This window comes from Microbacterium sp. ARD31 (genome assembly GCF_031844425.1).
The window spans coordinates 13,783-40,474 of sequence record NZ_JAUZVE010000005.1 but is presented as its reverse complement, the minus strand read 5'-3'; the positions used below and the strand labels follow the sequence as shown (position 1 = coordinate 40,474).

Below are 26,692 nucleotides of genomic sequence, written 5' to 3'. Positions count from 1 at the left end.
GCATCCTCTCCTCGCACGCCGGACGGCGTGTCTCCGCCGCGGCGCGGGTCAGGCGCCGCGGAGGCGCTCCGACAGATACGCCTTCAGATTCTCGAGGGGCACACGCTCCTGGGCCATCGTGTCTCGATCGCGCACGGTGACGGCGCGGTCGTCGAGCGAGTCGAAATCGACCGTGACGCAGAAGGGCGTGCCGATCTCGTCCTGGCGACGGTAACGGCGGCCGATGGCGCCGGCGTCGTCGAAGTCGATGTTCCAGTCGCCGCGCAGCGAGTCGGCGACCTCGCGCGCCAGCGGCGACAGGCGCTCGTTGCGCGAGAGCGGCAGGATCGCCGCCTTCACCGGAGCCAGGCGCGGGTCGAGCCCCAGCACCGTGCGGGTGTCCGTGCCGCCCTTGGCGTTGGGCGCCTCCTCCTCGCGGTAAGCGTCGACGAGGAACGCCATCATGGCGCGCGTGAGACCGAACGAGGGCTCGATGACGTACGGGATGTAGGTCGAGTTCGACGCCTGATCGAAGTACGACAGCTTCTGGCCCGAGGCCTCGGTGTGGCTGCCGAGGTCGTAGTCGGTGCGGTTGGCGATGCCCATCAGCTCGCCCCATTCCTTGCCCGGGAAGCCGAACCGGTACTCCACGTCGATCGTGCCGGCGGAGTAGTGGGCGCGCTCGTCCTCGGGCACGTCGAAGCGGCGCATGTTGGCCGGATCGATGCCGAGGTCGGTGAACCAGTTCCAGCAGTCCTCGACCCACGCGCCGAACCAGTGGTCCGCCTCGGCGGGCGGGGTGAAGTACTCGATCTCCATCTGCTCGAACTCGCGGGTGCGGAAGATGAAGTTGCCGGGCGTGATCTCGTTGCGGAACGCCTTGCCGATCTGGCCGATGCCGAAGGGGGGCTTCTTGCGCGACGCGGTGAGCACGTTGGCGAAGTTGACGAAGATGCCCTGCGCGGTCTCGGGACGCAGGTAGTGCAGGCCCGACTCGTCGTCGACGACGCCGAGATAGGTCTTCACCAGGCCCGAGAACGCCTTGGGCTCGGTGTACTGACCCTTCGTGCCGCAGTTGGGGCAGGGCACGTCGGCCAGGCCGTTCTCGGCCGGGCGGCCCTTCCGCGCTTCGAAGTCCTCGATGAGGTTGTCGGCGCGGAACCGCTTGTGGCACTGCAGGCATTCCACCAGCGGATCGGTGAAGGTCGCGACGTGGCCCGAGGCCTCCCACACGCGCTTGGGGAGGATCACCGACGAGTCCAGGCCCACCATGTCGCCGCGGCCGCGGACGAACGTCTGCCACCACTGGCGGCGGATGTTCTCCTTCAGCTCGGTGCCGAGGGGGCCGTAGTCCCACGCCGAGCGGGAACCGCCGTAGATCTCACCGGCCTGGAACACGAACCCGCGGTGACGGGCGAGGGCGATGACTTTGTCGAGGCGGGACTGCTCGGCCACGGTGGCTCCAATGGTCGGGTGAGGGGGTGCGGAATCGCAGAAAGCCGGGAGTCCCGGCATCCGTCGATTCTAGATGAGCGGATGCCGCCCCTCGCGCCCGCCGGCCACGGCGCCCACCGCCTCCGGTCAGCCTGAGCCGAAGCCGCACCAGTGCGCGACCCAGGTCAGGATGCGGCCGCGCAGGGCGTCGCCGACGAACAGCTCGATCTCGCCGGGCTCGTCGTCCACGATCACGCGCACGTCGAAGATGGTGCCGCGCTTGTCCTCCTGCACGGCGTGCGGGTCGCAGCGGGACGGCACGAGCGGCAGGTCGACGTCGACGGCCTCCCCGGACCCGCGGACCACCAGGTCGAGCGGATAGACCCCGTCCGCGGTGTCGGCGTCGAACGAGAGCAGATTGGTGGGCTGCACGGCGGCGATGACGACCTCCTCGGCGGCTCCGCCACCCGCGGCTCCCCCGTCCGCGGGGTCGACCCGCAGGCGCAGCGTCGCGGGCTCGCCCGGCGACGACGGCTCGAAGCCGTTGAACGAGAGTGCGGCCGCCGCGGCCAGGCGCTTCGCGCGGCACTCCCGCTCGTGCAACGGTCCGACGAACCCGAGCGGGTCGTCGGCGGTGAGAGTGACCACCTCGCTGTGCGCGCCGACGGTCAACTCCAGGTGGACGGTCGGCTCCCCCGCGGAGGACGCCCCACACGCCACCGCCGGCAGCTGCACGCGGATGTCGACGCGGCCGCCCGCGACGACGTCGCTCGCGCGTCCCTCCACCACGCGCCCCGCCTCGCCGTCGAAGCGCGGATCGACGACGATGACGTCGCCGATGGTCACGGACTCGTCCGACCCGTTCACGATCTGCACCTGCGCCTGACGAGACGCCACGTCGCCGCGCAGCTGCACGAGCGACACGTCGATTCCCTCGACGATGTCACCCGGCGGCTCGGCGGGTGGCGCCTCGGGCGATGCCCCGCACCCGACGGAGACACCGGCGGCGAGAGCCAGGGCGACGGCGGCGGCGAGCGCGCGGCGCATGCCTACCTCCGCAGCACCTCGCGCGCGACGGTGACGTCGTCGAGCGCGACCGGGTCGATCTCGACCCCGATGCCGTGGCCGAGGGGGACGCGCACGTGGCCGTCCTCGAGCACGGCCGGCTCGGTGACGATGTCGCGCGTGTAGAAGCGACTCGACGCCGAGATGTCCCCCGGCAGGGTGAACCCGGGGAGCGCGGCGAGCGCCGCGTTCGCGGCACGCCCGATCCCCGTCTCGAGCATGCCGCCGCACCACACCGGGATGCCGGCCTCGCGGCACACGTCATGGATGGCCACGGCCTCGAGATAGCCGCCGACCCGGCCCGCCTTCACGTTGATCACGCTCGTCGCCCCGAGCGCCAGGGCGTCGACGGCGGCCTTGCGCGACGTGATCGACTCGTCGAGGCACACCGGCGTGCGCAGGTGCTGCGCGAGGGCGGCGTGATCGACGATGTCGTCCTCCTGCAGCGGCTGCTCGATCAGCAGCAGGTCGAACCGGTCCAGTTCGGCCAGCGTGTCGATGTCGGCGAGCGTGTACGCGGAGTTGGCGTCGACCTGCAGCGGGATCCCGCCGAACGCCTCGCGCACCGCCGCGGTGTCGCCCACGTCGCGCCCCGGCTTGATCTTGATCTTGATGCGCGCGTAGCCCTCGTCGAGGTACCCGCGCACGGTCTCGACGAGCGCGGCGGGATCCCGCTGGAGTCCGACGGACACTCCGCTCGGGACGCGGTCGCGGACCGCCCCGAGGTACTCGGCAAGCGACCGGGACTCCGCCCGCAGCGCCGCGTCGAGGACCGCCAGCTCGAGCCCGGCCTTGACCATGCGGTGGCCCTTGAAGGGTTCGAGCACGGCCGCCACACGCTCGGGAGCGAGAGGACCGGCATCCAGCAGCGCGGGGGTCAGCCATCTCAGCGCGACGTCCCACGCCCCCTGCGTGTACTCGCTGGAGTACAGCGGCGCGGCGCCCGTGACGATCTCGCCCCACCCGTCCCCGTCGGCCGTCAGGGCCCGCACCACGATCACCTCGCGGACGGTCTCGGTGCCGAACGACGTGGTGAACGGCGAGACGAGCGGCAGATGGAGCACGCGCAGCTCGACTCCCTGGAGGGCGATGGGTGCCGCGGGCCGGGCGATGGGCATGCGCTCAGGCTACGCCCGCGCCGCGCCGTCGTCTCAGTGCGCCAGGCGACGAGCGGCCGGTTCCCGCGGCACCGCGACGTAGGTCGTCCGGGCGAGCCGCGGACGACGGCGGCGCGGAACCGAGACACGGTCGCGCCGGGGCCCGGTCAGTGCGGCGATCAGGACTTCGATGTGCTCACGCATGGTTCCTCCTCGGTCATGACAGAAGAGGCCGGGTCCGTCCCGCAGATACATCCGATAGCCATCGGATGCGCGATGCGCAACCCCGTGAGCGGCGTGGCGGCGCCGACGTAACGTCGGGGCATGGAGACCTACGACTTCGCCCCGCGCCGCGCCATCGTCACCGCATCGGACTCGGGGATCGGCCGCGCGACCGCTCTCGCGCTGGCCGACGCCGGCCTCGACGTCGGCATCACCTGGCACTCCGACGAAGAGGGCGCCGAGGGCACCGCGCAGGCGGTCCGCGAGCGAGGGCGCCGCGCCGAGGTGACGCGCTTCGACGCGACCGACCTCGCGCGCGTCGGGCCCACGATCGACGACCTGGCCGAGCGCCTCGGCGGGCTCGACGTGTTCGTGAACAACGCCGGCGGCGGTTCGGGCGGCCCGTTCCTCGACCTGACGATCGACGACTGGCGCAAGGACGTGAGCCTGAACCTCGACGGAGCGTTCGCGGGGCTGCACGCCGCCGCCACGCGCATGGTCGCCGCGGGCCGCGGCGGCCGGCTGATCGCCGTCACGAGCGTGCACGAGACCGCGCCCCGCGTCGGGTCCGCGGCGTACGTCGCGGCCAAGCACGGTCTCGGCGGGCTCATCAAGACGATGGCGCAGGAACTCGGCGAGCACGGCATCACGGCCAACGCCGTCGGCCCCGGCGAGATCGCGACTCCGCTCAACGACATGGACTCGGGCGACGTCGAAGACACCCACCGCCCCGGCATCCCGCTCGGTCGTCCGGGCAAGGCCGAGGAGGTCGCCGCGGTGATCGCGTTCCTCGCCTCGCCCGCCTCGAGCTACGTCACCGGAGCCAGCTGGACCGTCGACGGGGGGATGCTGCAGATGGGGCCGCAGGCCGGCTCGCACCTCACGAGCGACGACTGGCGCCGCGCCGGCGACTGACCCGCCGGCCTCAGCGCCGGATCCGGCCGGCCGTGCACCGCGGCGTCGTCAGGGGCGGATGAACAGGTAGCCGCGATCGTCGTCGAAACCGCCGATGATCAGACCCGACGCCAGGTGCCGCGCGACGGCGTCGCGGACGCGGGAACGCCAGGCGGCGGCATCCGCAGGGTTCTCCCGCCGCAGTGTCTCGATGTCGCGGGGCACCTCGACGTGCGCGACGACGCTGTCGTCCTCGGGAGTGGGGACGGGACGGGCGGCGACCGCCCACGAGACCATGATGCGGTCGGACTCGTCGCCGCGGTTGACGCCGTCGTCCATGGGTCCGTAGTGGTTCACGAGGTACTCGGTCACGCGCGTGCCCAGGACCCGCAGGTTGAAGTGGGCGTTGCGCGCCACGAGGGGATCGAACGTCCACGTGATGTTGCCCACGTCGCGGGCGAGCGCCCACTCCCGCTGGTGCTGCTTGAGCACGCGGCCGAGGCCCTGACTGCGGAATCCGGGCAGCACCCCCGTGATGTGGCTGTGCATCGAGCGGGCCGCGGGCGCGGCGAAGAACGCCACCGACGCGCCGACCATCCGGTCGTGGGCGTACAGCCCCACGGCGTAGTTGCCCGAGTGCGCGAGGGCCCGCAGGAGGTTCGGCGGAATGCCCGACTTGTCGCCGCCCCACACCTCGGACAGCACGGCCGAGGCTCGGAACACCTCCTCGACGGTGTCGAGCGGACGGATCTCGATTCCCGGCGGGGTGACGGCGGAGAGGTCGGCCATGGGGCTCACCCTACGCCGGTCGAGGACTCATGCCGATGGGGCGCCGGTCGTTGCCGCGGGGCGGCCGGGGGGGATCTCGATGACGCCCGTCGTGGGGCTCTCGACGCCGGCGGTGATGACGTGCTCGGCGAACAGGCCCGGCCACGCCATGACGCCGTACGGGGTGCGCGCGACGACGAGTCGGCTGTGAGGGAGGATCTGGTCGAGCTTCGTGGCGGTGCGCAGCGGGTGCGTGTGATCTCCCGTCCACGCCAGGATGAGGGTCGGCACGGTGATGTCGGCGAGCGCCTTCTTCGGCGGGAGGTCTGCCGTCGCCGCCCCGCGCAGCACGGTCGGCAGCAGGTGTGCCGCCACCGCCGGGCCGGTCTGCGGCGCACCGGCCAGCGCCGGCGGCACCGGCGTGGTGCTGCCGAGTTCGACGAAGGCCGCCACGCCCTCGCGTTCGACGAGGTCGGCTCCGGCGAGGTAGGTCTGGGCCTGCGCCCGGCGGGTTCCCCATGCCGTGGGCGGCAGCATGAGGGTGAGGCTGTCGAAGCGCGCCATGTCGCGCAGCGCCGCGTGCAGGAGCGTGCCCGTCCCCATCGACGGACCGAGGCCATGGACCGTCTCGCCCGGCGCGATGACGTCGAGCGCGGTGAGGAGGTCGTCTGCCAGCCGGTTCGAGCAGCGCTGGCACGATGCCGTCGGCTGGTTCATCACGAACTCGGTCATCGAATGCCGGGACGCCGACCCCGCCGCCTGCGCCGCGGCCGTGAGGCAGGCCGTCGCGCTGGGATCCCACCCGCTGGCGCCGATCCTCGCCCCCTACGGCGGCATGCCCGTCGCACCGGGGATGTTCGCGCTGTCGTGGCTGGACACGCGGCGACTGCCGGTCGATCTGCCGCCCGGCCTGCAGATCCAGTACGTCTCCAGCCTCATCGAGTCCGACGACGTGATGGTGTGGTTCGTCGTCAACGACAGCGGGCTGCACCTGCGGTACCGCTGCCCCGACACACCCGAGGCCACCGCCAGCGTGGTGCGTTGGGTGGATGCCGCAACCACCGCGCTGCGCGTGCTGGCGGACGCCGAGGTCGCCGTGGCCTGAGTCGCGGCATCCGCTCGCTTGGGTCGACGCCCCCGCGGCCGCGGGGTCGCCGGTGCGGGATAGCCTTTTCTGATGGGTCGAGACGAAGAGCAGCGCAGACGCCTCACCCGGATGTCACCGCAGTGGGCGATCGTCGCGGTCCTCGCCACCGCCGGTCTGGCGTCGTCGTTCATGTTCACGCTGGTCGTGCCGATCCAGTCGAAGCTGCCGGAGCTCCTGAACGCCAGCCGCGAGGACACCGCGTGGGTGGTGACCTCGACGCTGCTGGCCGCCGCCGTCATCACCCCCATCGCGGGCCGTCTCGGCGACATGTACGGCAAGCGTCGCATCGTGCTGGTGCTGCTCGCCCTGCTGGTGCTGGGGTCGGTCATCGCCGCCCTGTCGCCCGGCATCATCGGAGTGATCGTGGGCAGGGCGCTGCAGGGGGCCGTGACGGGTGTCATCCCGCTCGGGATCTCGATCCTCCGCGACGTGCTGCACGAGAACCGCGTGGACTCGGCCATCGCCCTCATCAGCGCGACGCTGGGCGTGGGCGGCGCACTCGGGCTGCCGATCAGCGCCCTCATCACCGAGCGCAGCGACTGGCACCTGCTGTTCTGGGTGTCGGCGGGACTCGGGGTCGTCGTCTTCGTCCTCGTGCTGTGGATCGTACCGGTGAGCGTGCTGCGCACGGCCGGAAGGTTCGACTTCATCGGCGCCGCGGGTCTCGCGGTCGGTCTCATCGGCATCCTGCTCGCCATCTCGCGCGGAAACGAATGGGGGTGGACGTCGGCCCCCGTGCTGGCCTGCGGTCTCGGCGGCGTCGCCGTGCTGCTGGCGTGGGGCTGGTTCGAGCTTCGCATCCCCGAGCCGCTGCTCGACCTGCGTGTCGCCGCGCGGCCGGCCGTGCTGCTGACCAACATCGCGTCGATCGCGATGGGCTTCTCGCTGTTCTCGTCGAACGTCGTGTACCCGCAGATGCTCGAGCTGCCCGTCGAGACCGGCGGCTTCGGCCTCTCTCTGCTGGCTGCGAGCCTCGTGGTCATGCCCGCCGGGCTCGTGATGATGGTGCTCTCGCCCTTCTCGGGGCGGATGGCACGGACCGTCGGGCCGCGGCTGCTCCTGATCCTCGGCGCGATCTCGCTGATCGTCGCCTACGGCTACACGCTGCTGTTCTCGACCGAGGTGTGGCAGCTGGTCGTGGCGAACCTCGTGATCGGCGTCGGCATCGGGTTCGGGTACGCCGCGATGCCCATGCTCATCATGCGATCGGTGCCGCAGTCCGAGACCGGGGCGTCGAACGGCCTCAACGCGCTGTTCCGGTCGCTGGGAACGAGCACCGCCGCCGCGGTCGTGGGCGCGGTGCTGGCCACCTACACGGTTCCGTTCGACGGGGTGGCGGTGCCGTCGCCGGTCGCCTTCCAGTTGTCGTTCCTGCTCGGCGGCGGAGCCGCCGTCGTCGCCCTGGTGGTCGCGCTCTTCATCCCCCGCGCCCGCGACCCGCACGAGCAGCACCCGTCGCTCCGCGTGTAGCGGGTTCGGGTTGCAGGCGGTCGTTCTCGCCGGCGCGGCAGGTTGCGGCATCCGCGCTAGATTGGGACGCCGCCCGTCACGCCGACGCGGCAGGATGCGGCATCCGCGCCACCGATCGATGCAGCGGATGCCGCGAGGTGGCGCGGCGGGGCGCCCGAGAGCCGCTGCTGACGAGGAGCGCAGGAACGGCAGGGCAGAACGCGGGCCCCGGATCGGCGATGCCGCGCATCAGCGATCCCGCATTCCGCGCGGTCGCCGGGGCGACTAGCGTCCGGGGAATGGACGCACTGCCAGGCCTGGCCGGTTCCACCATCGTGATCACCGGCGCCGCCGGCGGGCAGGGCCTCGCGCTCGTCCGCCTGCTCGCGGCGGCCGGAGCCGACGTCGTGGCGACCGATCGAGCGGATGCCGCCCCCGCCGACCTGCCGCAGGAAGCGACCTATCGCCGACTCGACGTCGCCGACGCATCGGCATGGCAATCGCTGGCCGAGCAGCTGTCGGGCCGACCGGTGCGCGGGCTCGTGAACAACGCGGGGATCACCCATCGCGCCCGGGTCGGACAGGTCGCGCTCTCGGACTGGGACCGCGTGATCGCGGTGAACCTCACGGGTGCGATGCTCGGCATCCAAGCGCTCACGCCGCTCATGGGCGCCGGCTCGTCGATCGTCAACGTCGGCTCGTCGGCCGCGCTGAACGGCCACTACCCCGTCGCCTACACGGCGTCGAAGTGGGGACTGCGCGGCCTGACCCACGCCGCGGCCACCGAGTTGGGACCGCGCGGCATCCGGGTCAACATCGTCCACCCGGGCTACATCGAGACCGCCATGACCGCGAGCGCCCCCGACGCGATGCGCGACGCGCAGCGTGCCCTGACACCGCTCGAGCGCTTCGGGCAGCCCGACGACGTCGCGCGCACCGTGGCCTTTCTGCTGTCAGACGCGGCGGGCTACATCACCGGAGCGGAGCTCCCCGTCGACGGCGGATCGACCTCGTCCGCCGGCGCGAAGTACCTGTCCGACCGCATCGCCCGCGGGTGACCGCGCCCACCGCGGCAGGTCGCGGCATCCGCGCCACCCTCCGACGCCCGCGTCACCGCACCGCGGCAGGTCGCGGCATCCGCGCCACCTTACGACGCCGCATTCACACCGCCGCGGCAGCTCGCGGCATCCGCGGCACCCTCCGACGCCCGCGTCACCGCACCGCGGCAGGTCGCGGCATCCGCGGCACCTTCCGACGCCGCCCGTCACGCCGGCGCGGCAGGTCGCGGCATCCGCGGCACCCTCCGACGCCGCATTCACACCGCCGCGGCAGGTCGCGGCATCCGCGCCACCCTCCGACGCCCGAGTCACACCACCGCGGCAGGTCGCGGCATCCGCGCCACCTTCCGACGCCGCATTCACACCACCGCGGCAGGTCGCGTCGTCCGCGCCACCGATCGATGCAGCGGATGCCGCAAGGTGGCGCGGCAGGGGGCCCGGCCCGGCGGCGCTGCTGAGCCGCTACCCGGCGTCGGGGCGGCGGCCGGCGAAGGGCGCGAGACCGTCGCGAAGAGCGGCGATCTGCCCGGCGTCCATGCCCACGCGGGCCATGATCTGCTCGGGCACCGTCAGCGCCTCGCGGCGGAGCGCGCGGCCCTCGTCGGTGAGGTCGATCTCGAGCACCCGCTCGTCGGTCGCGCGCCGACGGCGCGTCACGCGTCCCTGCGCCTCGAGGCGCTTCACCAGCGGCGAGAGTGTCGCCGGCTCCATCGCGAGCTCATCGGCGAGCTCGCCGAGCGCGCGCGGGGCGTGCTCCCACAGCGCGAGCATCACGAGGTACTGCGGGTGCGTCAGGCCGAGCGGCTCGAGCACGGGGCGGTAGATCGCCACGACATTGCGGGCCGCCGTCACGAGCGCGAAGCACAGCTGGTTCTCGAGGCGCAGCAGATCGTCCGAGGCGGTCACGAGGACATGGTAGCGCTATTGGTTAGTACACTAATCATCGTGACACGAAAGAACCGCGACGCCGGCGACCGCCTCCCCCTGCGCGAGCGCGTGCGCCGCGCGGGCGGCTGGTACGCCTTCCTCAACGAGCGCCTGGTGCGCGCGGCCGGTCCTGCGGCCGTCGGCCCCTACGACACCGAACCCGAGCCGGTGCGCACCGAGCGCCCGTGTCCGCTCTGCGGTCAGACGATGTCGGCGCACGAGTTCGACCGCTCGGGGCCCAAGCCCCTCATGCGGTGCCCTTGACCCGGGTCAGTCCGCCGAGCCGGGCGACTACCGGGTCGAGAATGCGGCGTCGAACGCGGCAGCCGGCGGGGTGATGGCGTTGAGCGTCCGCACGAACTCGATCGCCTCGGGCGCGCCCTGCAGACGGTCCATGCCGGCGTCCTCCCACTCGACCGAGGTCGGGCCGTCGTAGCCGATCGCGTTGAGCGCGCGGAACAGCGGCTCCCACGGCACCTCGCCGTGAGCGGTCGAGACGAAGGTCCAGCCACGACGCGGGTTCGCCCACGGCAGGTGGGACCCGAGCACGCCGTTGCGGCCGTCGAGGTTGGTCACCGACTCCTTCACGTGCACGTGGAAGATGTGGTCGGCGAAGTCGAGCACGAACGCCACCGGGTCGAGCTGCTGCCACATGAAGTGGGAGGGGTCGAAGTTGATCCCGAAGCTCTTGCGGTGCCCGATCGCCTCGAGGGTGGCCTTGGTGGTCCAGTAGTCGTAGGCGATCTCGGAGGGGTGCACCTCGAGGGCGAAGCGCACGCCGACCTCTTCGAACACGTCCAGAATCGGGTGGAACCGGTCGGCGAAGTCCTGATAGCCGGCGGCGATCCACTCGTCCGAGGCGGGCGGGAACATCGCCACGGCCTTCCAGATCGACGAGCCGGTGAAGCCGGTGACGGTCTTCACCCCGAGCTTGGCCGCGAACCGCGCGGTCATCTTCAGCTCTTCGGCCGCGCGCCGGCGCACGCCCTCGGCGTCGCCGTCGCCCCACACCCGGTCGTTGAGGATGTCGCGGTGCCGCTCGTCGATGGGGTCGTCGCACACCGCCTGGCCGGCGAGGTGGTTCGAGATCGTCCACACCTTCAGGCCGTTGCGCTCGAGGATGTCGCGACGCGATTGCACGTACGCCTCGTCGTCCCAGCGCGAGACGTCGATGTGATCACCCCAGCAGGCGATCTCCAGGCCGTCGTAGCCCCATTCACCCGCGAGGCGCGCGACCTCTTCGAAGGGCAGGTCGGCCCACTGGCCGGTGAACAGGGTGATCGGTCGTGCCATGTCGTTCTCCTTCGGAGGATGATTCAGAGCCAGATGGCGAGGGCGTCCGCCCTGCACGCTACAGCAGTCGCAGCTCGGCCTCGATGGCCGCGGCCGTCTCGCGCAGGGCCGGCAGGAAGCGGTCGCGCACGGCGCCGGGGGCGTCCGAGCTCGAACCGGTCGACACGTTCATCGCCGCGACCGTCGCGCCCCCGCGTCCGCGCAGTCCCACCGCGATCGACCGCAGCCCCGGCTCGAGCTCGCCGTCCACGAGTGCCCATCCCTGCTCACCCACACGGTCGAGTTCACGGGCGAGGGCGTGCGGATCGGTGAGTGTGCGATCCGTCAGGTGAGCCAGATCGGACGCCGCGATCACGGCATCCCGTTCGTGGCGCGGCATCCCTGCCAGCAGGACCCGGCCCATGCTGGTGGCGTAGGCGGGGAAGCGAGTCCCGATCGTGATCCGCACGTTCATGATGCGCCGGGTGGGCACCCGGGCGACGTAGACGACGTCGGTGCCGTCGAGCACCGCGGCCGAGACCGACTCGTCGACGGCGCGCGACAGCAGCTCCAGGTGCGGCTGCACGATCTCGGGCAGCGACAGCGACGACAGATAGCTGAACCCGAGCTCGAGCACGCGCGGAGTGAGTGAGAACTCCCGCTCGTCGCTGCGGACGTAGCCGAGCGCCACGAGCGTGCGCAGGAATCGGCTGGCCGCCGCGCGCGTGAGACCGGCGCGGCGCGCGACGTCGCTCAGCGTGAGCGAGGCGTGCTCGGCGTCGAAGGCACGGATGACGGCCAGCCCTCGGGCGAGGGACTGGACGAAGTCGTCGGACTGCTTCTCGGGCACGCGGCCTCCTCGAACCGAGCGTAGGCGAGCCGGGTCATCTCTCCAGGACGACCGCGAGCCCCTGGCCGACGCCGATGCAGATCGCGGCCACGGCCACGCCCCCGCCGCGGCGGGCCAGTTCGTGCGCCGCGTGCCCGATGATGCGCCCGCCCGACGCTCCGAGTGGGTGGCCGATGGCGATCGCGCCACCGTGGCTGTTCACCTTCTCGGGGTCGAGGTCGGGCCACCCCTGGATGCACCCCAGCGATTGCGACGCGAACGCCTCGTTGAGCTCGACGACGTCCACGTCGGCCCAGGTGCGGCCCGCGCGAGCGAGGGCCTTGTTCGCCGCCTCGATGGGCGCGATGGGGAAGTCGTCGGGATCGACGCCGTGCGCGGCACGGCCCGCGATCCGCGCGAGCGGCTCGCCCTCGAGGACTCCCTCCCCCGCGATCAGCACCGCCGACGCGCCGTCGTTGATGGACGAGGAGTTTCCGGCCGTCACCGATCCCGCGCCGTCCGCGGCGAAGAGGGCCTTCAGCCCGGCGAGCTTCTCGACCGAGGTGTCGTCGCGGATGCCTTCATCGCGCGTCAGGTCGACGCCCGGCACGGCGACCGTCTCGGCGTCGTAGACGCCTGCCGCCCAGGCAGCGGCGGCCAGACGGTGCGAGCGCACCGCGAACGCGTCCTGGGCGTCGCGGCCGATGCCCCATTCGCGTGCGATCTTCTCGGCGGACTCCCCGTTCGAGATGGTCCAGTGCTTCGGCAGCGCCTTGTTGGTCATGCGCCACCCGATGGCGGTGTTCCACATGGTCTGGTTGCCGACGGCGGGGAAGGGTTTCGCCGACTTCTCGATCACATAGGGCGCGCGACTCATCGACTCGACGCCGCCGGCGAGGATGATCCCGGCATCCCCCGCCTCGATCGCCCTCGAACCCTGGATGACAGCCTCGACGCTCGAGGCGCAGAGCCGGTTGACCGTCACGCCGGTGACGCTCGTGGGCAGCCCCGCCAGCAGCGCTCCGAAGCGGGCGACGTTGCGGTTGTCTTCGCCCGCCTGGTTGGCGTCGCCGAAGATCACGTCGTCGATGCGCGCGGGATCCAGCCCGGTGCGTTCGATGGTCGCCTTCATGACCAGAGCGGCGAGGTCGTCGGGCCGGATGCCGGACAGCGCACCTCCTCCCCGCCCGAACGGCGTGCGCACCGCGTCGTAGATGAAGCTCGATGGCATCGGTCAGCCTTCCAGATCGAGGCCGGTGAGGGCCGAGAGTGTCGCGGTGGTGTTGTCGCCGAACGCCTCGCGCACGACGAACCCCTTGGGGCTGATGTCGAAGATCGCGTGGTCGGTGTACACCCGCGTCACGCAGCCGACGCCGGTGAGGGGGTAGGTGCAGACGTCGACGAGCTTGGACTCGCCGGACTTCGTCAGCAGGTCGGTCATGACGAACACCTGCTTCGCGCCGATCGCCAGGTCCATCGCGCCGCCGACTGCGGGGATCGCGCCGGGAGCACCCGTCGACCAGTTCGCGAGGTCGCCGGTGCGGCTCACCTGGAACGCACCGAGCACGCAGATGTCGAGGTGCCCGCCGCGCATCATGGCGAACGAGTCGGCGTGGTGGAAGTAAGCCGCGCCCGGCAGGGCCGTCACGGGCTGCTTGCCGGCGTTGATGAGGTCGGGGTCGACCGAGCCCACGGCGGGCGCCTCGCCCATGCCGAGAAGCCCGTTCTCGGTGTGCAGGATGATCTCGAGGTCGGCAGGAAGGAAGTTCGCCACGAGGGTGGGCGCCCCGATTCCGAGGTTCACGTACGCGCCCTCGGGGATGTCTGCGGCGATGCGCGCGGCCAGTTCGTCACGGGTGATGCGGGTGGTCATCGCGAACCCTCCTCGGTCAGCGGGTTGCCGTCGATGTCGACGCCGCCGACGAAGGCGCCGTCGCGCAGCCAGGCCCGTTCGCCCACGGCGACGACTCGGTCCACGAACAGACCGGGCGTGACGACTGCCTCGGGGTCGAGGGCGCCGAGCGGCACGATCTCGTCCACTTGGACGATCGTCGTGGTGGCGGCGGTGGCCATCACCGGCCCGAAGTTGCGGGCCGTCTCGCGGAAGACGAGGTTGCCCCATCGGTCGGCGCGGAACGCGCTGATGAGGGCAACGTCGGCGCGGATCGGGTACTCCAGCACGTAGTCGCGCCCGTCGATTGTGCGGGCCTCCTTGCCCTCCGCCAGCTGCGTGCCGACGCCCGTCGGGCTGAAGAAGGCGCCGATGCCGGCGCCGGCGGCGCGGATGCGCTCGGCGAGGTTGCCCTGCGGAACGATCTCGAGCTCGATCTCGCCCGCCCGGTAGAGGCCGTCGAAGACCCACGAGTCGTGCTGCCGGGGGAAGGAGCAGATGATCCGCCGCACGCGCCGCTTAAACAGGAGCGCCGCCAGCCCCACGTCGCCGTTCCCGGCGTTGTTGCTGACGATCGTGAGATCGCCCGCGCCCTGGTCGATCAGGGCGTCGATGAGCTCCACCGGCTGGCCGGCCCGCCCGAAGCCGCCGATGAGTACCGTCGCCCCGTCGCGGATGCCGGCGACGGCGGTCGCGGCATCCGGAACCGTCTTGTCGATCACGCGCACCTCCATGTGTTCGCTGAGCGGACGTACATCCGTCCTGCGGACAGTCTAGCCCCCGCATCCAGTGACGCGTGCGCACGTGCCCCCCGCATCCGGTGACGCGTGCGCACGTGCCCCCCGCGTGCGGGGGATTCACGCACGCGGGGGGCGCGTGCGCACGCGACCCCTCGGACTCAGCGGGGAGAGGCGGGAGCGGATGACGGCCGCTCGTGGACGCTGGTCCCGGCGGGGAGCGGGACCGTGTCGCCGCCGAGGCGGAGCTCGGCTGTGACGCCATGGGGGACCTCGACCTCCAGCGAGATCGCGTCCCCCGCCCGACTCCAGGTGACGGCCAGCCGCCCGTAGGGGGTCGTGACGTGCGCCGACACGCGACCCACGCCGATGTCGACATCGGGTTCGATGACAGCGGTGCGGTAGCCCGGCGAGGTGGGCCGGATACCGGCGACGCGCCGGTACAGCCAGTCGTCGACGCTGCCGGGAGCGTAGTGGTTCATCGACATGGGCCGGATCGAGCCGTCGGGCGCGATCGCGTCCCACGTCTCCCAGAAGGTCGTCGCACCGCGATCGACTTCGTACAGCCACGACGGCATCTCGGACTGCCAGAGCAACGTCCGCGCCACATCCGGATAGCCGTGGTCGCACAGGACGTCCAGCAGGTGGGGTGTCGAGAGGAACCCGGTGTCGAGGCGATCGCCGCGCGCCCGGACGAGCTCGACCAGCCGCGCGGCCGTCGCCGGCCGCCGCTCGGGAGGCACCATGTCGAAGGCCAGCGCGAGGACGTACACTCCCTGCAGCCGGACCGGCAGGTCGCCGCGATCGTCGATGTACTCCGCCGCGAAGGCGGCCCGCACCTGGTCCGCGCGCGCGGCGAGGTCGTCGGCGTCGTCCCGGTCGAGTACCCGCGCGATGCGCGCCGCGATCGTCAGCGTCTGCGCCTGGAACATCGGCGCCACGAGTTCGCCGGTGAGCGCCGGCGCGATCATGATCGCCTCGTGGACGGGCTTGCCCTCCATCGTGCTGGGAGTCAGCCAGTCACCGAAGTGCAGACCGGCGTTGTAGAGGAGCGCCTGTCTGCGCCGCCGCTCGGGCGTCAGCTCCTCGGCCTCCAGCGAGGACGGCAGCTCGGCTGCCGCGGCCGTCCGCTGGTACTCGATCCAGCGACGAAGCGCCTCCTCGTTGTCCGCCAGCACGCGCCGGTCACCGAATCGCTCGTACAGCACCCAGGGCACCGTCGCGATGGCGTCGCTCCACCCGGCGGACGCGACGATCGCGCCGATACCCTGCGCCGTCGCCGCGGCCTCGGCGTCGAAGGGCGAGCGCGGCGAGAAGATGGGGATGCGACCGTCCGGCAGCTGGTCGGCGCGCAGGTTGTCCAGCCACCGCGAGAGGAAGGGCACCACCTGGGCGTTGTTGCTCGCCGCGCCGACGAATGCCTGAAGATCGCCGGTCCAGCCCGCCCGCTCCCGCTGGGGGCAGTCGGTGGGCACCGACAGGAAATTTCCGCGCTGACTCCACACCGCGTTCTGATGCAGCCGGTCCAGGCGCGCGTCGGACGCGGCGAACGAACCGGTCTGTTCGAGGTCGCTCGCGATCACGACGGCGACGATGTCGGCGTCGGCGAGGGGTGTGCTCAGCCCCGAGACCCGCGCGTAGCGGAAGCCGTGGAAGGTGAACTCCGGCTCCCACTCGACGACATCCTCGCCGGTTGCCACGTAGACGTCGGTCTGCTCCTTGTTGATGCCCGCGATGTTGTCGAACCAGGTCCCGTCGACCGCCAGCGTCTCGGTGTGCTCGATCCGGATGCGCTGACCGGGGGATGCTGCGCGCAGCCGCAGGCGCACGCGGCCGGCGATGACCTGTCCGAAGTCGACGATGGCACCCTCCGGCGTCGGGGTGACGGTGAGCGCCGGCAGCTCGCGCACCCGGCGGACGGGCTCGCCGGTGAAGGGGCGCAGGACGCGGCGATCATGGCCGGGTGTGGTGACCGGCATCCAGTCGGCATCGTCGAAGCCGGGAAGATCCCACCCGATCGGCACGCGGCGGCTGTCGTAGTGCTCGCCGACGAAGAGATCGGCGTACACCCAGGGCCCGACCGCGCTGCGCGCATCCGCACCCGACGCGACGGCCTCGCGAGCGCCGTCGCCGTAGTCCAGATGCAGCTGCCAGATCGCCGCGGTGCGCGTGCCGAACTGCGCGCTCGACCCGGTGAGGCCCAGTCGTCCGGCCCACCAGCCGTCGGCGAGCGCGATGCCGAGCACGTTCTCGCCGGCGACGAGCGCGTCGGTCACGTCGTAGGCCTGGACCGAGATGCGGTGCTCGTAGGCGTCCGACCCGGGAGCGAGCACCTGGTCGTCGGCGCGTCGTCCGTTGAGGAATGCCGAGTACACCCCCCGTGCCGTCGCGTAGAGCCGTGCGCGCACGAGCCCTTCCCGCACGGTGAACCGCTGGCGCAGCAGCTGGGGCGGGCGCAGCCGCTCCTCGGGTGGCGTGTCGGGTCCGAGACCGCGGATCCAGTCGAGGAGGCTCCACCGCTCGACGACCGCGTCCTGCTGCGCAGGCTCCACCCACTCGGCGGTCCAGTCCTCGGGGTCGAGCAGGGCCGTGTCGAACGCGGCGGACGCCCACGGCGTCCACCCGCCCGACGCGCGACTGCGCACCCGCCACGTGTAGGCGGTGTTCGAGGCGAGCTCTTCGCCGTCGTAGGCGACGAGGGAGGTCTCGGCGCTCTCGACGACGCCGGTCGCCCAGACGGTGCGACCCGCGGTCGCCACCTCCAGCTCGTACCCCTCCTGACGGTGGTCGACGATCCACGAGAAGCGCGGATGCCGCGTGCCGACGCCGATCGGCGCACGCAGGTACTCCACCCGAAGCTCGCGGCAGGTGCTCATCCGGCCGTCTCCCGTCGTCGGCTCACCGTGCGGCGGTGAACCGAGTGGTGAGGGCGCCGATGCCTTCGATCTCGCTGACGAGGACGTCGTCCGGCCCGATGAACCGCGGCGGGGTGCGGCGGTTGCCGATCCCCGACGGGGTGCCCGAGAAGATGAGGTCGCCGGGCAGGAGGGGGCAGACCGCCGAGAGGCGCATGATCAGCTCGGGCACGTCATAGAGCATCATCGACGTCCGCGAGGACTGCATGCCCTCGCCCGAGAGCGAGCAGCCGATCGCCAGGTCGTCCTTGTCGGCGAACTCGTCGGGTGTGACCATCCACGGCCCGGTCGGACCGAAGCCGGGGAATGACTTGCCGAGGCTGAACTGGGGGGCCGAGCCCTGCAGCTGGGTGATCCGCTCCGAGAGGTCCTGGCCGATGGTGAGACCGGCGACGTGATCCCACGCCCGTTCGCGGTCGACGCGGTGGGCCTCGCGCCCGATGACGACGACGAGCTCGACCTCCCAGTCGACGTTGCCCTCGGGCAGTTCGACCACGGCATCCGGACCGACGATCGATGTCGGGAACTTCGTGAACGTCACCGGCATGGAATCCGGCGGGTACCCGGCCTCGGCCGCGTGCTCGGCGTAGTTCAGGCCGATGGCGAACACCTGACGCGGGCGCGGGACCGGGGCTCCCAGCCTGGCGATGTCGAGGTCTTGGCGCGCGGCATCGCCGGTACCCGATGACCGGGCCTGGTCTTCACGGACGGAGGAGGCCCACGCGGCGAACCCCTCCCACTCGTCGAACAGCGCCTGCGGGTCGGGACCGAAGCGGCCGTCCGAGGCGTCGTGGACGTCGACCGCGCCGGCCTCGAGGACGAGGACGGCGCGGCCGGCGAGATTGGCGAGCTTCACCAGTCGACCCGCTGCGGGGCGGGCTCGCCGTAGCGGTCCTCCCACGAGATCACGGTGTTGCGGAGGGTCCCGATGCCGGTGATCTCGGCCTCGATCTCGTCGCCGGGCTTGAGGTAGAAGTCGAAGGGGTTCGGCTGCACCGCGGCCACGCCCGAGATCGTGCCGGTGGTGATGATGTCGCCCGCGCTGTAGATCTGCGGCGAGTGGTAGGCCACCAGGTGCGGGAACCGGATGCGGGTCTGGTTGGTGTTCCCCTGCTGGCGGACCTCGCCGTTGACGCGCAGCTGCATCGGCAGCTCGTGCATGTCGGGAACCTCGTCTCGCGTGACGATCCACGGGCCGATCGGGCAGAACGTATCGATGCCCTTCGAGAAGGAGAAGACACCCGATTCCATCTCTTTGCGCTGGATGTCGCGCGCGGTGATGTCGTTGAACACCGTGAACCCGGCGATGTAGTCGTCCGCCTCGTCGGGGCCGAAGAACTTGCCCGGCTTGCCGATGATGATGCCGAGCTCGAGCTCGTAGTCGAGCTCCTTCGTGAGGCCCTCGGGGTAGACGATGTCGTCGTCCGGTCCGATGATCGCGTCGACGTTCTGGAAGAACACGATTCCCTTGTGCACCGGGTGCGACCAGTCGACGGCGGTGAGCTCGTTGTGGTGGTCGGCGAAGTTGCCGGCGGTGTGGAAGAACTTCTTGGGACGGATGGGCGCCTCGAGCTTCACGTCGGCGTAGGCGAGCCGCTCGCCGGTCTCGCGGACGTCGCCGCCGCGCTCGAAGTACTCGCGGGTCGAGGGCACGTCCAGTTCGAGGACCACGCCCTCTTCGAGCTCGAGACGACCCACGCGGCCGCCGTCGAAGGTGATGAGTTTCATGTTTCTCCTTGGTTCGGCGTCGGCGCTCAGGCGCCGACCATGTTGAAGCCGCCGTCGGCGAGCAGGTACCCGCCGGTGAGGTGGGCGGACTCGTCGGTGGCGAGCCACAGGCACGTCCCGGCGACGAACTCGGGTGGCGGGATGACGCCCATCGGCGTCTGCGAGATGAGGACTTCGCGCCGGCCGCTCTTCCAGTCCTCGCGTTCGAGCAGCCGCTCGGTCTCCATGAAGCCGGGCGCGAAGGTGTTGACGCGCACCGCGGGGGCCAGCACCTTGGCGTAGGACTTGGTGATCCCGAGGATCGCGTATTTCGCCGCGGCGTACTGCGGGGCGCGGGGCGACCCGCGCACGATCACCGTTGAGCCGACGTTGATGATGTTGCCGTGGCCCTGCTCGAGCATGCGCTCGCCGAACTCGTGCGTCATCAGCAACGTGCCCTTGACGTCGACGTCGACGACCGCGTCGAGCGCCTCCTGCGTCAGATCGCGCCACGACATCTGCTCGCTCGAGACGTCGCCGACGTTGTTGACGAGCACGTCCAGCACCCCGAACGCGGCGAAGACCTCGTCGGCCATGCGCCTGATCTCGGCCCACGAGCCGATGTCGCCCTGCACGAGGATGCCGTCGCTGCCGGCTTCGCGAATGCGTTCGAGGGTCTTCTCGGCGCCCGCCTTCGACGAGCGGTAGTGCACGGCGACGCGCCCGCCCTCCTGGGCGGCGCGCACGGCGATCTCGGCGCCGAAGCCGGTGCCGGCACCCGTGACGAGCACGGTCTTGCCCGCGAAGCGCGGGTAGATCTGCGGTGTGGAGTCGGTCATATGTCTCTCCTATCGTCCTTCGTCGTCTCAGACCAGCGTCCGGCCGCCGTCGATGTACATCACGTGGCCGGTGATGAACCCGGCGTGACGCGAAGACAGGAACAGCGCGGGCCCGGTCAGCTCATCGGGGGTGCCCAGGCGTCCGGCGGGCACGAGGCTTTCGAGGTCGGCGCGCTTGCCGGGCTTGGCCAGTTCAACCGCCGTGAGCGGGGTCTCGATGTATCCGGGGGCGAGCGCGTTGACCGTCACACCGGACGACGCCCACTCCCGCGCCATGACACGCAGCAGCTGATTGATGCCGCCCTTCGACGCGGCGTACGGGCCGTGCGAGTGGTGGGCCAGCAGTCCCGAGACGCTCGACAGAGCCAGCACGCGGCCGTAGCCCTCGGCGACCATGTGTCGTCCTGCCGCCTGGGCGAGGCCGAAGACCGACGAGAGGTTCACGCGAAGGATGTGGTCCCATTCGTCCTCGGTGAACTCCAGGATCGGGCGACGGTCGTTGATGCCGACCGCGTGCAGCATGACGTCGAGCCCCCCGAGACGCTGGACGACCTCCGCGACGACGCGGTCGCCTGCGCCGTGCTCGGTGAGGTCCGCCTGGATCACCTCGTACGACGCCCCGGCGGCCGCGAGCTCGCCACCGAGGGCGTCGAGCGTGCGCTGATCGCGGTCGACGACGGCCACCCGCGCTCCGGCTCCGGCGTAGGCGCGAGCACAGGCACCCCCGATGCCGCCGGCGCCGGCGATGAGAACGCGCGCGCCGCTCAGCCCCAGCCAGTCCGCGGCGGAGCTCGGGTCGTGCGTGGTCAACGCTTCGGACGTGGTCGACATTCGGCTTCCTGCCTTTTCAAGATTTACAGAGCGAAAGTTGTTTTCGCTGAATGAACATAACCGCTAGAGTGGGGCGTGTCAATCGCGGCGGTTCGCGTCGCAGAAGTGAGGTCAGCATGCCGCCGCGCGTCCGAGCCCTCGCGCCCGCCGAACTGACGACGGAGCAGAGCGCCCTGTACACCGCGATCACGTCGGGGCCCCGATCTCGCGGGCCCCAGCACTTCGCCCTCAGCGCTCCCGACGGGTCGCTGCGCGGTCCGTTCGATCTGATGCTCCGCTCCCCCGCCGTCGGCGCCGCGCAGCAGGAGCTGGGCGCTGCGATCCGCTACCGCACCGCCCTCACCGACCGCCAGCGCGAGCTCGCGATCCTCCTCGTGGCAGCCCGGTGGGACAGCGCCTTCGAGCGCGAGTCGCATGAGCCGGTCGCCCTCGCCGCGGGTTTCGGCCACGACGACCTCCGCGCGATCCGCGCCCGGGACGTCTCGGGCTTCGGCGACGACGAGCACATCGTCGGCGTCACCGTGTCGGCACTCCTGGACGGCGATCTGTCCGACGACGAATGGGATGCGGCATCCGCAGCCCTCGGCCCCGAGGGGGTCTACGAGCTCACGGCGCTCGTCGGCTATTACGGAACCCTCGCGCTGCAGCTGCGGGTGTTCCGGGTCGGGTGAGATTGCCCCGCCCCGTCGCAAGAGATACGGTTTCACACCATGAAAGCCGACGAGTCCGCTGAGGCGGGCGGAGAAGCAGCCAAGACCGGCAGCCGCTATCGCATCGAAGCCCTCGCGAAGGGGCTCGACGTGCTGCGGCTCTTCGACGAGACGGTCACGACACTCAAGCTCCGCGAGATCTGCGACCGTACCGGCATCCCGATGCCCACCGCGTTCCGGGTGGTGGCGACCCTCGAAGAGGGCGGCTATCTCGAACGCCTGCCCGACGGCAGCATCCGTCCCGGCGTCTCCGTGCTGCTGCTCGGCTCGGCCGCACTGCGCGGATCGAGCCTGGTCCAGCTGAGCGAGCAGCCGCTGCGGCACCTCGCCGAGGAGTCCGGCGAGACCGTCAACCTCGGCGTACTCGTCGGCGACCAGGTGCTCTACCTCGCGCGGCTGCGCAACTCCGACCTGGTGACCGCGAACATCCAGGTCGGCTCCACCCTGCCGGCCGCCTACACCTCGATGGGCAAGCTGCTGCTCGCCTACCTCAGCGAGGCCGAGCTGAAGGCGACGCTCGCGACCCACGATTTCGGGGCGGATGCCGGCCCCAACGCCGCACGATCGCTGAAAGAGCTGCGTGAACGGCTCGCGTCGATTCGCGAGCAGGGCTATTCGCTGCAGGATCAGGAGGTGGCGGCCGGACTTCGATCGGTGTCGGTGCCCGTCTTCGGCCGTGATGCGGCCAAGCCGGCAGCGGCGATCAACATCGCGGTCGCCTCGTCGCGTCACGACGTCGCGTCGCTCCGAGGCCCGCTGCTGTCCCGGCTGCGAACCACGGCCGACGAGATCTCGCGACTGCTGCGCGCGACCTGAGTCGTCACCGTGCCCGGACGGCATGCTCGAGCAGCTGCAGGGTGTGCTCCGCAGCCGGGTGGCCGATCTCGTTGAGATAGCCGTGCATCGCGCCGCGCTCGCGCACGACCCGGACATCGACGCTCGCCGCCGCCAGCTCGGCCGCGAACGCCTCGCCCGAGGGCCGTAGGCTGTCGAGCTCGGCGTTGACGATCAGCACCTCCGGCAGGCCGACGAGGTCGTGTCCGCCCGGGAACGCGTAACCGTCGGGGTCGTGACCGTCGGGCAGATAGTTGCGGTTTATCGCCGCCCGGCTCTCGGGCGTGAACAGGCGCGCCGGCGGAACGCCCTCGAGGAGCTCGGCGGTCTCGTCGTTCGGGTCGAGGATGCCGTCGTGAAGCGACGGATAGACGAGCGCGAGCACGCGTGGCGCCGTCGTACCGCGGTCGCGCAGCCGCATGGCGGCACCGGCAGACAGGTTCGCGCCGGCGCTCGCGCCGCCGAGCGAGACGCGCTCGGGATCGGCTCCGTACGCCCCCGCGTGCGCCACCGCCCAGTCGAAAGCGGCCACGATCTGCAGGCCGGCCACCGGGAATCGCGCCCGCGGGCCCGCGGCCTCCACCTCGGCGCGGATCTGCTCCGGAGACGGCATGTCGGCGTCGGGGTCGGGCGGTCCGAGGACCTCGAGCGCGTCGAGCGGCGCCAGCGTGTAGTCGACCGAGACCACCGTGATGCCGGCGGCGCTGAGACGCCGGCCGACCTGATCGGCTTCGGGCATCTCGAGCGTCCCGAACATGAACGCGCCGCCGTGCAGCCAGACGAGCATCGCGCCGTTCGGCTCGGAAGCGGGATAGACCCGCACCCGGAATTCGTGACCGCCACCCTGCAACGCCACGTCGTGTGTCTCTGTCATGCCATCACTCCTTCACTCGAGGCGCGGACGTGGGCGCCCGCACCGAGGACCTCTTCCTTCCGCCCCGGAAGGCGCAGCACGGCCTCGGCGCCCGTGGGCACGGTGACCTCGACGCGCATTCCGGCATCCATGAGATCCCACCGCACCGCCGTGCGTCCGTAGGGGGTCTGCAGAGCCGTCTCCGCCCACGTGATCCCGCCGCCGGGCTGCGGGGCGATCAGGATACGTCGGTAGCCGGGTTCGAGCGGCGCGAGTCCGCCGACCGTGCGGTGCATCCAGTCCGCGACAGCACCGAACGCGTAGTGATTGAAGGAGGTCATCTCGCCGGGGTTGATCGAGCCGTCCGGCAGCATCGAGTCCCAGCGCTCCCAGATGGTGGTCGCCCCCATCGTGACGGCGTACAGCCACGACGGCGCTTCGCGCTGCAGCAGCAGGGCGTACGCGTCGTCGAGGTGGCCCGTCGTCGTCAGCGCGTCGCACACGAACGGCGTACCGGCGAACCCGGTGCTGATGCGATGGCCTGCCGCACGCACGAGCTCGGCGAGGCGGTCGCCTGCTCTCCGGCGGTCGGCATCGTCGAGGAGTCCGAAGGCGATCGCGAGCGCGTACGCGGTGGCACTGTCGCTCTCGACGCGGCCGTCCCGCACGTACCGGGCGCGGAACCCCTCGCCTATGCGGTCCCGCAGCGAACCGAACTCCGCCGCGTCGGCGGATTCACCGAGGATCCCGGCGGCTTCCGCCACCATCGTCGCGGTCCGGAACGCACTGGCCGTGGCCACGACTTCGGCCGGGGCTTTGGACTTGCCCGGGTCGTCGGCGGGAGCGTCCGGGTCGAGCCAGTCACCGAATTGGAAGCCGGTGTCCCAGACGGCGTCGGGAGCCAGCGCGGCGGCCACGCTGCGGGTGTGCGCGGTCATGAGCGGGTAGGCCTCGCGCAGCGTCCGCTCATTCCCGTAGGCCTGCCACAGCGCCCACGGCACCCACACCGCAGCGTCGCCCCACACGGCGGTCGCGCCGGGCTCGGGGAAGCCGGTGTCGAGATACTTCATGACATTCGGCACGACGACGGGCACGGAGTGCTCCGGGGTCGCCCGCCGCTCGAGCTCGACGTCGACGAGCCAGTCGGCCAGGAACGACTCGACGTCGCCGAGGAACGCAGCGGTCGGGGCGAACACGGCCAGATCGCCGGTCCAGCCCAGGCGCTCGTCGCGCTGGGGGCAGTCTGTGGGGACGCTCAGGAAGTTGCCCTTCATGCCCCACACGACATTCTCATGCAGCCGATCGAGCTCGGGATTCGAGCAGGCGAACGATCCGATGGGCTCGATATCGGTGCCCACGACGACGGCGGTGAGCGCCGACGGGTCGAGGTCGCCCGGCCAGCCGGTGACCTCTGCATACCGGAAGCCGTGGAAGGTCAGCGTCGGCTCGAACACGTCGTCGCCGCCCGACAGGATGAAGCGGTCGGTCGCCTCGGCGCGCCGCAGGGGGCGCGTGCCGAGTTCACCGTGTTCGAGCACCTCGGCATGACGCAGCACGATCTCGATTCCGGCGACACCCGAGACCTTCTCCCGCACGAAACCGACGAGGTTCTGGCCGAAGTCGACGAGCGTCTTGCCCGCGGGTGAGGTCCAGACGCGCTCGACGGCACGCTCGCCCAGCCGTCGCACCGCGGGCGAGGTGCGGGGGACGAGCCGCTGCGGGTCGACCTCGACCGTCGCGACGGCATCCCAGCCGGAATCGTCGAACCCGGGATGCTGCCAGCCGGGATCGCGCAACCGGGCATCGATGGTCTCGCCGTTGTAGAGATCGTCGGCGAGGACCTCACCCGTCGACGCCCGCCACGAGACATCGGTTCCGACGGTCTGCACGTGGCCGTCTGCGAACTGCACCTGCAGCTCGGCATAGCCGGCGCGCTCGTCGCCGTACACCGCGCGCTGGCCGGTGAACCCGAGCCACCCGCGATACCACCCGTTGCCGAGCCGCAGGGCGATGACCGTGCGTTCGGTGACGGCATCCGTCACGTCGTGCTCGATGACCCGCACGCGCCATTCGTAGCTCGTCCATCCGGGCGCGAGCAGCTCGTCCGAGGTCGGGACGCCGTTCACCCACGACTCGACGACACCGAGAGCGCTCGTACGCAGAACTGCCCTCCTGACGGCACCGTGCCCCGGGTCGAGGGCGAACTCGCGGCGCAGCAGCGGCGCAGCGTCGGTCGGGTGGGCCGGCGCGATCATCTGGGCGGGTGTCATCTGAGCGGGGGTCATGGGGTCCCTTCGATCCGACGCAGTCGGAGGTCATCGTCGGTCAGGTCGACGTCGACGAGCTTCACCCGCTCGTCGGGGCTGTCATTGGGCCAGTGGAAGACGAGGCGGGCGCCCCCGGTCGACGGGGCGAGAAGCATCCCGTGGCCGCCGTTGCGGGGCCAGAGGGGTTCGTCGTCCTGTATCCACGGGCCGAGGACGCGGCCGCTCTCGGATCGGGCGATGCCCATTGCGTAGCCTTCGTCGCCGAAGCTCGACCACAGCATGAGCAGCTGGCCCGAAGCCGTCCGCACCAGGTAGGCGCCGTCGGTGAAGAGCGGGTCCTTCGCGAGGTTCAGCGCCGCCGGCGGCTCGATGCCCTCCGGGAAGCGCAGCGGCTTGCTCCAGGGCGCCGATGACGCGCGGAACAACAGCCGCGGGTCGCCGGCGGGCGTCCGCAGGTCCTCGCTCAGGCGCCTGGCGTACATCTCCCCGTCGGCTAGCCCCGGCGCTCCGCCGAGGGCGCCCTCCGCGCCGCGGCTGTAGACGAGCCAGGGCTGCCCGTCATCGTCCACGAACAGCGTTCCGTCCAGGCAGGGGAGGTCGGGAGGCGTGATCGGGCCTTCGCTCCACGGTGCGTACGGGCCGGTCGCGGTGTCGGAGACGAGCACCGCGACCCCCCGCACGTGGGTGGTCGTCGACGCGAACGTGGCCAGCAGGAAGTAACGGCCCCGGTGCACATGCACCTCGGGCGCCCAGAACTGCGTGTCGCCCCAGAAGCCGTCCGGCGGCCGGAACGCGGGGATCGGCCCGTCCCAGGTCTCCAAGTCGGTGCTGGTGTAGCAGTCGAAGCCGGTGGCCGGGCCGCCCCAGAGGTTCGGATCGGTCGTGCCGAACAGGACGAACCGGCCGGGCTCCGCCTCCAGGATGAAGGGGTCCCGCATCCGGACCTCGGAGGTTCGCAGGGGCATCG

27 protein-coding genes are annotated in these 26,692 nt (G+C 71.3%); 7 read left to right on the top strand and 20 right to left on the bottom strand.

Annotated features, from left to right (window positions below):
* Positions 1 to 48: 48 nt before the first annotated feature.
* The 4 genes from Q9S36_RS15880 to Q9S36_RS15865 all read right to left on the bottom strand — a co-directional run bounded on the left by Q9S36_RS15880 (position 49) and on the right by Q9S36_RS15865 (position 3,779).
* Positions 49 to 1,434, bottom strand: a complete 1,386-nt coding sequence (locus Q9S36_RS15880) for a glycine--tRNA ligase (RefSeq protein WP_311285940.1) — start codon at positions 1,432 to 1,434, stop codon at positions 49 to 51.
* A gap of 126 nt (positions 1,435 to 1,560) precedes the next feature.
* Entirely contained in the window at positions 1,561 to 2,460 is a 900-nt protein-coding gene (locus tag Q9S36_RS15875; protein WP_311285939.1) for a hypothetical protein, read from the bottom strand.
* 2 nt (positions 2,461 to 2,462) lie between these two features.
* Positions 2,463 to 3,596, bottom strand: a complete 1,134-nt coding sequence (gene menC, locus Q9S36_RS15870) for an o-succinylbenzoate synthase (RefSeq protein ID WP_311285938.1) — start codon at positions 3,594 to 3,596, stop codon at positions 2,463 to 2,465.
* Between the two features lie 33 nt (positions 3,597 to 3,629).
* Positions 3,630 to 3,779, bottom strand: coding sequence for a hypothetical protein (locus Q9S36_RS15865; protein WP_311285937.1), 150 nt, complete (start codon positions 3,777 to 3,779; stop codon positions 3,630 to 3,632).
* Between the two features lie 120 nt (positions 3,780 to 3,899).
* Between Q9S36_RS15865 and Q9S36_RS15860 the strand changes: the two genes are divergently transcribed.
* A complete protein-coding gene (locus Q9S36_RS15860) occupies positions 3,900 to 4,712 on the top strand; it encodes an SDR family oxidoreductase (protein ID WP_311285936.1) in 813 nt (270 codons plus the stop codon).
* Positions 4,713 to 4,760: 48 nt separating this feature from the next.
* Here the strand turns inward: Q9S36_RS15860 and Q9S36_RS15855 are convergent, their stop codons facing one another.
* Both Q9S36_RS15855 and Q9S36_RS15850 read right to left on the bottom strand, forming a co-directional pair.
* The gene (locus Q9S36_RS15855) at positions 4,761 to 5,480 is read right to left on the bottom strand and encodes a GNAT family N-acetyltransferase (protein ID WP_311285935.1); all 720 of its coding nucleotides are present in this window, start codon (positions 5,478 to 5,480) and stop codon (positions 4,761 to 4,763) included.
* Positions 5,481 to 5,507: 27 nt separating this feature from the next.
* Positions 5,508 to 6,191 carry an alpha/beta hydrolase gene (locus tag Q9S36_RS15850; protein WP_311285934.1) on the bottom strand — a complete coding sequence of 228 codons (684 nt, stop codon included), beginning with the start codon at positions 6,189 to 6,191 and terminating at the stop codon, positions 5,508 to 5,510.
* Between the two features lie 40 nt (positions 6,192 to 6,231).
* Between Q9S36_RS15850 and Q9S36_RS15845 the strand changes: the two genes are divergently transcribed.
* The 3 genes from Q9S36_RS15845 to Q9S36_RS15835 all read left to right on the top strand — a co-directional run bounded on the left by Q9S36_RS15845 (position 6,232) and on the right by Q9S36_RS15835 (position 9,113).
* On the top strand, positions 6,232 to 6,564 hold the full coding sequence (locus Q9S36_RS15845) for a hypothetical protein (protein WP_311285933.1): 333 nt from the start codon (positions 6,232 to 6,234) through the stop codon (positions 6,562 to 6,564).
* A 111-nt stretch (positions 6,565 to 6,675) separates the two neighbouring features.
* Positions 6,676 to 8,076: an MFS transporter gene (locus Q9S36_RS15840; RefSeq protein WP_311286174.1), complete on the top strand. Its 1,401-nt coding sequence runs from the start codon at positions 6,676 to 6,678 to the stop codon at positions 8,074 to 8,076.
* A gap of 278 nt (positions 8,077 to 8,354) precedes the next feature.
* Positions 8,355 to 9,113 (top strand): SDR family NAD(P)-dependent oxidoreductase, encoded by a 759-nt coding sequence (locus Q9S36_RS15835; protein ID WP_311285932.1) that lies wholly within the window; start codon positions 8,355 to 8,357, stop codon positions 9,111 to 9,113.
* Positions 9,114 to 9,575: 462 nt separating this feature from the next.
* Here Q9S36_RS15835 and Q9S36_RS15830 read toward each other — a convergent pair whose 3' ends face one another.
* Positions 9,576 to 10,019, bottom strand: coding sequence for a MarR family transcriptional regulator (locus tag Q9S36_RS15830; protein ID WP_311285930.1), 444 nt, complete (start codon positions 10,017 to 10,019; stop codon positions 9,576 to 9,578).
* 39 nt (positions 10,020 to 10,058) lie between these two features.
* Here Q9S36_RS15830 and Q9S36_RS15825 point away from each other — a divergent pair, with 39 nt between their 5' ends.
* Positions 10,059 to 10,304, top strand: coding sequence for a hypothetical protein (locus tag Q9S36_RS15825; protein WP_311285929.1), 246 nt, complete (start codon positions 10,059 to 10,061; stop codon positions 10,302 to 10,304).
* Positions 10,305 to 10,331: 27 nt separating this feature from the next.
* Here Q9S36_RS15825 and Q9S36_RS15820 read toward each other — a convergent pair whose 3' ends face one another.
* From Q9S36_RS15820 to Q9S36_RS15775, 10 genes are all read right to left on the bottom strand, one after another.
* Positions 10,332 to 11,333: a sugar phosphate isomerase/epimerase gene (locus tag Q9S36_RS15820; protein ID WP_311285928.1), complete on the bottom strand. Its 1,002-nt coding sequence runs from the start codon at positions 11,331 to 11,333 to the stop codon at positions 10,332 to 10,334.
* Positions 11,334 to 11,391: 58 nt separating this feature from the next.
* Positions 11,392 to 12,162, bottom strand: coding sequence for an IclR family transcriptional regulator C-terminal domain-containing protein (locus Q9S36_RS15815; RefSeq protein ID WP_311285927.1), 771 nt, complete (start codon positions 12,160 to 12,162; stop codon positions 11,392 to 11,394).
* Between the two features lie 34 nt (positions 12,163 to 12,196).
* Positions 12,197 to 13,372, bottom strand: a complete 1,176-nt coding sequence (locus tag Q9S36_RS15810) for a thiolase family protein (RefSeq protein ID WP_311285926.1) — start codon at positions 13,370 to 13,372, stop codon at positions 12,197 to 12,199.
* Between the two features lie 3 nt (positions 13,373 to 13,375).
* Entirely contained in the window at positions 13,376 to 14,014 is a 639-nt protein-coding gene (locus tag Q9S36_RS15805) for a 3-oxoacid CoA-transferase subunit B (protein ID WP_311285925.1), read from the bottom strand.
* Entirely contained in the window at positions 14,011 to 14,754 is a 744-nt protein-coding gene (locus Q9S36_RS15800; protein ID WP_311285924.1) for a 3-oxoacid CoA-transferase subunit A, read from the bottom strand. The genes Q9S36_RS15805 and Q9S36_RS15800 overlap by 4 nt, the downstream gene beginning before the upstream one ends.
* Before the next feature lie 176 nt (positions 14,755 to 14,930).
* Positions 14,931 to 17,645, bottom strand: a complete 2,715-nt coding sequence (locus tag Q9S36_RS15795; protein WP_311285923.1) for a family 78 glycoside hydrolase catalytic domain — start codon at positions 17,643 to 17,645, stop codon at positions 14,931 to 14,933.
* Between the two features lie 22 nt (positions 17,646 to 17,667).
* On the bottom strand, positions 17,668 to 18,540 hold the full coding sequence (locus tag Q9S36_RS15790; RefSeq protein ID WP_311285922.1) for a fumarylacetoacetate hydrolase family protein: 873 nt from the start codon (positions 18,538 to 18,540) through the stop codon (positions 17,668 to 17,670).
* Positions 18,537 to 19,412: a fumarylacetoacetate hydrolase family protein gene (locus Q9S36_RS15785; protein WP_311285921.1), complete on the bottom strand. Its 876-nt coding sequence runs from the start codon at positions 19,410 to 19,412 to the stop codon at positions 18,537 to 18,539. The genes Q9S36_RS15790 and Q9S36_RS15785 overlap by 4 nt, the downstream gene beginning before the upstream one ends.
* A 26-nt stretch (positions 19,413 to 19,438) precedes the next feature.
* Positions 19,439 to 20,230 (bottom strand): SDR family oxidoreductase, encoded by a 792-nt coding sequence (locus Q9S36_RS15780; protein WP_311285920.1) that lies wholly within the window; start codon positions 20,228 to 20,230, stop codon positions 19,439 to 19,441.
* A 27-nt stretch (positions 20,231 to 20,257) separates the two neighbouring features.
* On the bottom strand, positions 20,258 to 21,061 hold the full coding sequence (locus tag Q9S36_RS15775) for an SDR family NAD(P)-dependent oxidoreductase (protein WP_311285919.1): 804 nt from the start codon (positions 21,059 to 21,061) through the stop codon (positions 20,258 to 20,260).
* Positions 21,062 to 21,177: 116 nt separating this feature from the next.
* Between Q9S36_RS15775 and Q9S36_RS15770 the strand changes: the two genes are divergently transcribed.
* Together Q9S36_RS15770 and Q9S36_RS15765 are read left to right on the top strand one after the other, a co-directional pair.
* A complete protein-coding gene (locus Q9S36_RS15770) occupies positions 21,178 to 21,732 on the top strand; it encodes a carboxymuconolactone decarboxylase family protein (protein WP_311285918.1) in 555 nt (184 codons plus the stop codon).
* Positions 21,733 to 21,771: 39 nt separating this feature from the next.
* Positions 21,772 to 22,587 (top strand): IclR family transcriptional regulator, encoded by an 816-nt coding sequence (locus tag Q9S36_RS15765; protein ID WP_311285917.1) that lies wholly within the window; start codon positions 21,772 to 21,774, stop codon positions 22,585 to 22,587.
* A gap of 4 nt (positions 22,588 to 22,591) precedes the next feature.
* Here Q9S36_RS15765 and Q9S36_RS15760 read toward each other — a convergent pair whose 3' ends face one another.
* Genes Q9S36_RS15760 through Q9S36_RS15750 form a run of 3 tightly spaced genes read right to left on the bottom strand, consistent with a single transcriptional unit; the run spans position 22,592 to position 26,690 of the window.
* Positions 22,592 to 23,479, bottom strand: coding sequence for an alpha/beta hydrolase fold domain-containing protein (locus Q9S36_RS15760; protein WP_311285916.1), 888 nt, complete (start codon positions 23,477 to 23,479; stop codon positions 22,592 to 22,594).
* The gene (locus tag Q9S36_RS15755; RefSeq protein ID WP_311285915.1) at positions 23,476 to 25,743 is read right to left on the bottom strand and encodes a family 78 glycoside hydrolase catalytic domain; all 2,268 of its coding nucleotides are present in this window, start codon (positions 25,741 to 25,743) and stop codon (positions 23,476 to 23,478) included. Before Q9S36_RS15755 ends, Q9S36_RS15760 begins: the two co-directional genes overlap by 4 nt.
* Entirely contained in the window at positions 25,740 to 26,690 is a 951-nt protein-coding gene (locus tag Q9S36_RS15750; RefSeq protein WP_311285914.1) for a glycoside hydrolase family 43 protein, read from the bottom strand. Before Q9S36_RS15750 ends, Q9S36_RS15755 begins: the two co-directional genes overlap by 4 nt.
* Positions 26,691 to 26,692: the final 2 nt, after the last annotated feature.

Coding starts and splice junctions, on each gene's coding strand:
- Q9S36_RS15820 (WP_311285928.1), bottom strand. CDS start 11,333: ATGGCACGACCGATCACCCTGTTCACCGGCCAGTGGGCCGACCTGCCC.
- Q9S36_RS15765 (WP_311285917.1), top strand. CDS start 21,772: ATGAAAGCCGACGAGTCCGCTGAGGCGGGCGGAGAAGCAGCCAAGACC.
- Q9S36_RS15875 (WP_311285939.1), bottom strand. CDS start 2,460: ATGCGCCGCGCGCTCGCCGCCGCCGTCGCCCTGGCTCTCGCCGCCGGT.
- Q9S36_RS15810 (WP_311285926.1), bottom strand. CDS start 13,372: ATGCCATCGAGCTTCATCTACGACGCGGTGCGCACGCCGTTCGGGCGG.
- Q9S36_RS15865 (WP_311285937.1), bottom strand. CDS start 3,779: ATGCGTGAGCACATCGAAGTCCTGATCGCCGCACTGACCGGGCCCCGG.
- Q9S36_RS15835 (WP_311285932.1), top strand. CDS start 8,355: ATGGACGCACTGCCAGGCCTGGCCGGTTCCACCATCGTGATCACCGGC.
- Q9S36_RS15770 (WP_311285918.1), top strand. CDS start 21,178: ATGCCGCCGCGCGTCCGAGCCCTCGCGCCCGCCGAACTGACGACGGAG.
- Q9S36_RS15850 (WP_311285934.1), bottom strand. CDS start 6,191: ATGACCGAGTTCGTGATGAACCAGCCGACGGCATCGTGCCAGCGCTGC.
- Q9S36_RS15750 (WP_311285914.1), bottom strand. CDS start 26,690: ATGCCCCTGCGAACCTCCGAGGTCCGGATGCGGGACCCCTTCATCCTG.
- menC (WP_311285938.1), bottom strand. CDS start 3,596: ATGCCCATCGCCCGGCCCGCGGCACCCATCGCCCTCCAGGGAGTCGAG.
- Q9S36_RS15805 (WP_311285925.1), bottom strand. CDS start 14,014: ATGACCACCCGCATCACCCGTGACGAACTGGCCGCGCGCATCGCCGCA.
- Q9S36_RS15795 (WP_311285923.1), bottom strand. CDS start 17,645: ATGAGCACCTGCCGCGAGCTTCGGGTGGAGTACCTGCGTGCGCCGATC.
- Q9S36_RS15775 (WP_311285919.1), bottom strand. CDS start 21,061: ATGTCGACCACGTCCGAAGCGTTGACCACGCACGACCCGAGCTCCGCC.
- Q9S36_RS15855 (WP_311285935.1), bottom strand. CDS start 5,480: ATGGCCGACCTCTCCGCCGTCACCCCGCCGGGAATCGAGATCCGTCCG.
- Q9S36_RS15860 (WP_311285936.1), top strand. CDS start 3,900: ATGGAGACCTACGACTTCGCCCCGCGCCGCGCCATCGTCACCGCATCG.
- Q9S36_RS15780 (WP_311285920.1), bottom strand. CDS start 20,230: ATGACCGACTCCACACCGCAGATCTACCCGCGCTTCGCGGGCAAGACC.
- Q9S36_RS15760 (WP_311285916.1), bottom strand. CDS start 23,479: ATGACAGAGACACACGACGTGGCGTTGCAGGGTGGCGGTCACGAATTC.
- Q9S36_RS15755 (WP_311285915.1), bottom strand. CDS start 25,743: ATGACCCCCGCTCAGATGACACCCGCCCAGATGATCGCGCCGGCCCAC.
- Q9S36_RS15785 (WP_311285921.1), bottom strand. CDS start 19,412: ATGAAACTCATCACCTTCGACGGCGGCCGCGTGGGTCGTCTCGAGCTC.
- Q9S36_RS15840 (WP_311286174.1), top strand. CDS start 6,676: ATGTCACCGCAGTGGGCGATCGTCGCGGTCCTCGCCACCGCCGGTCTG.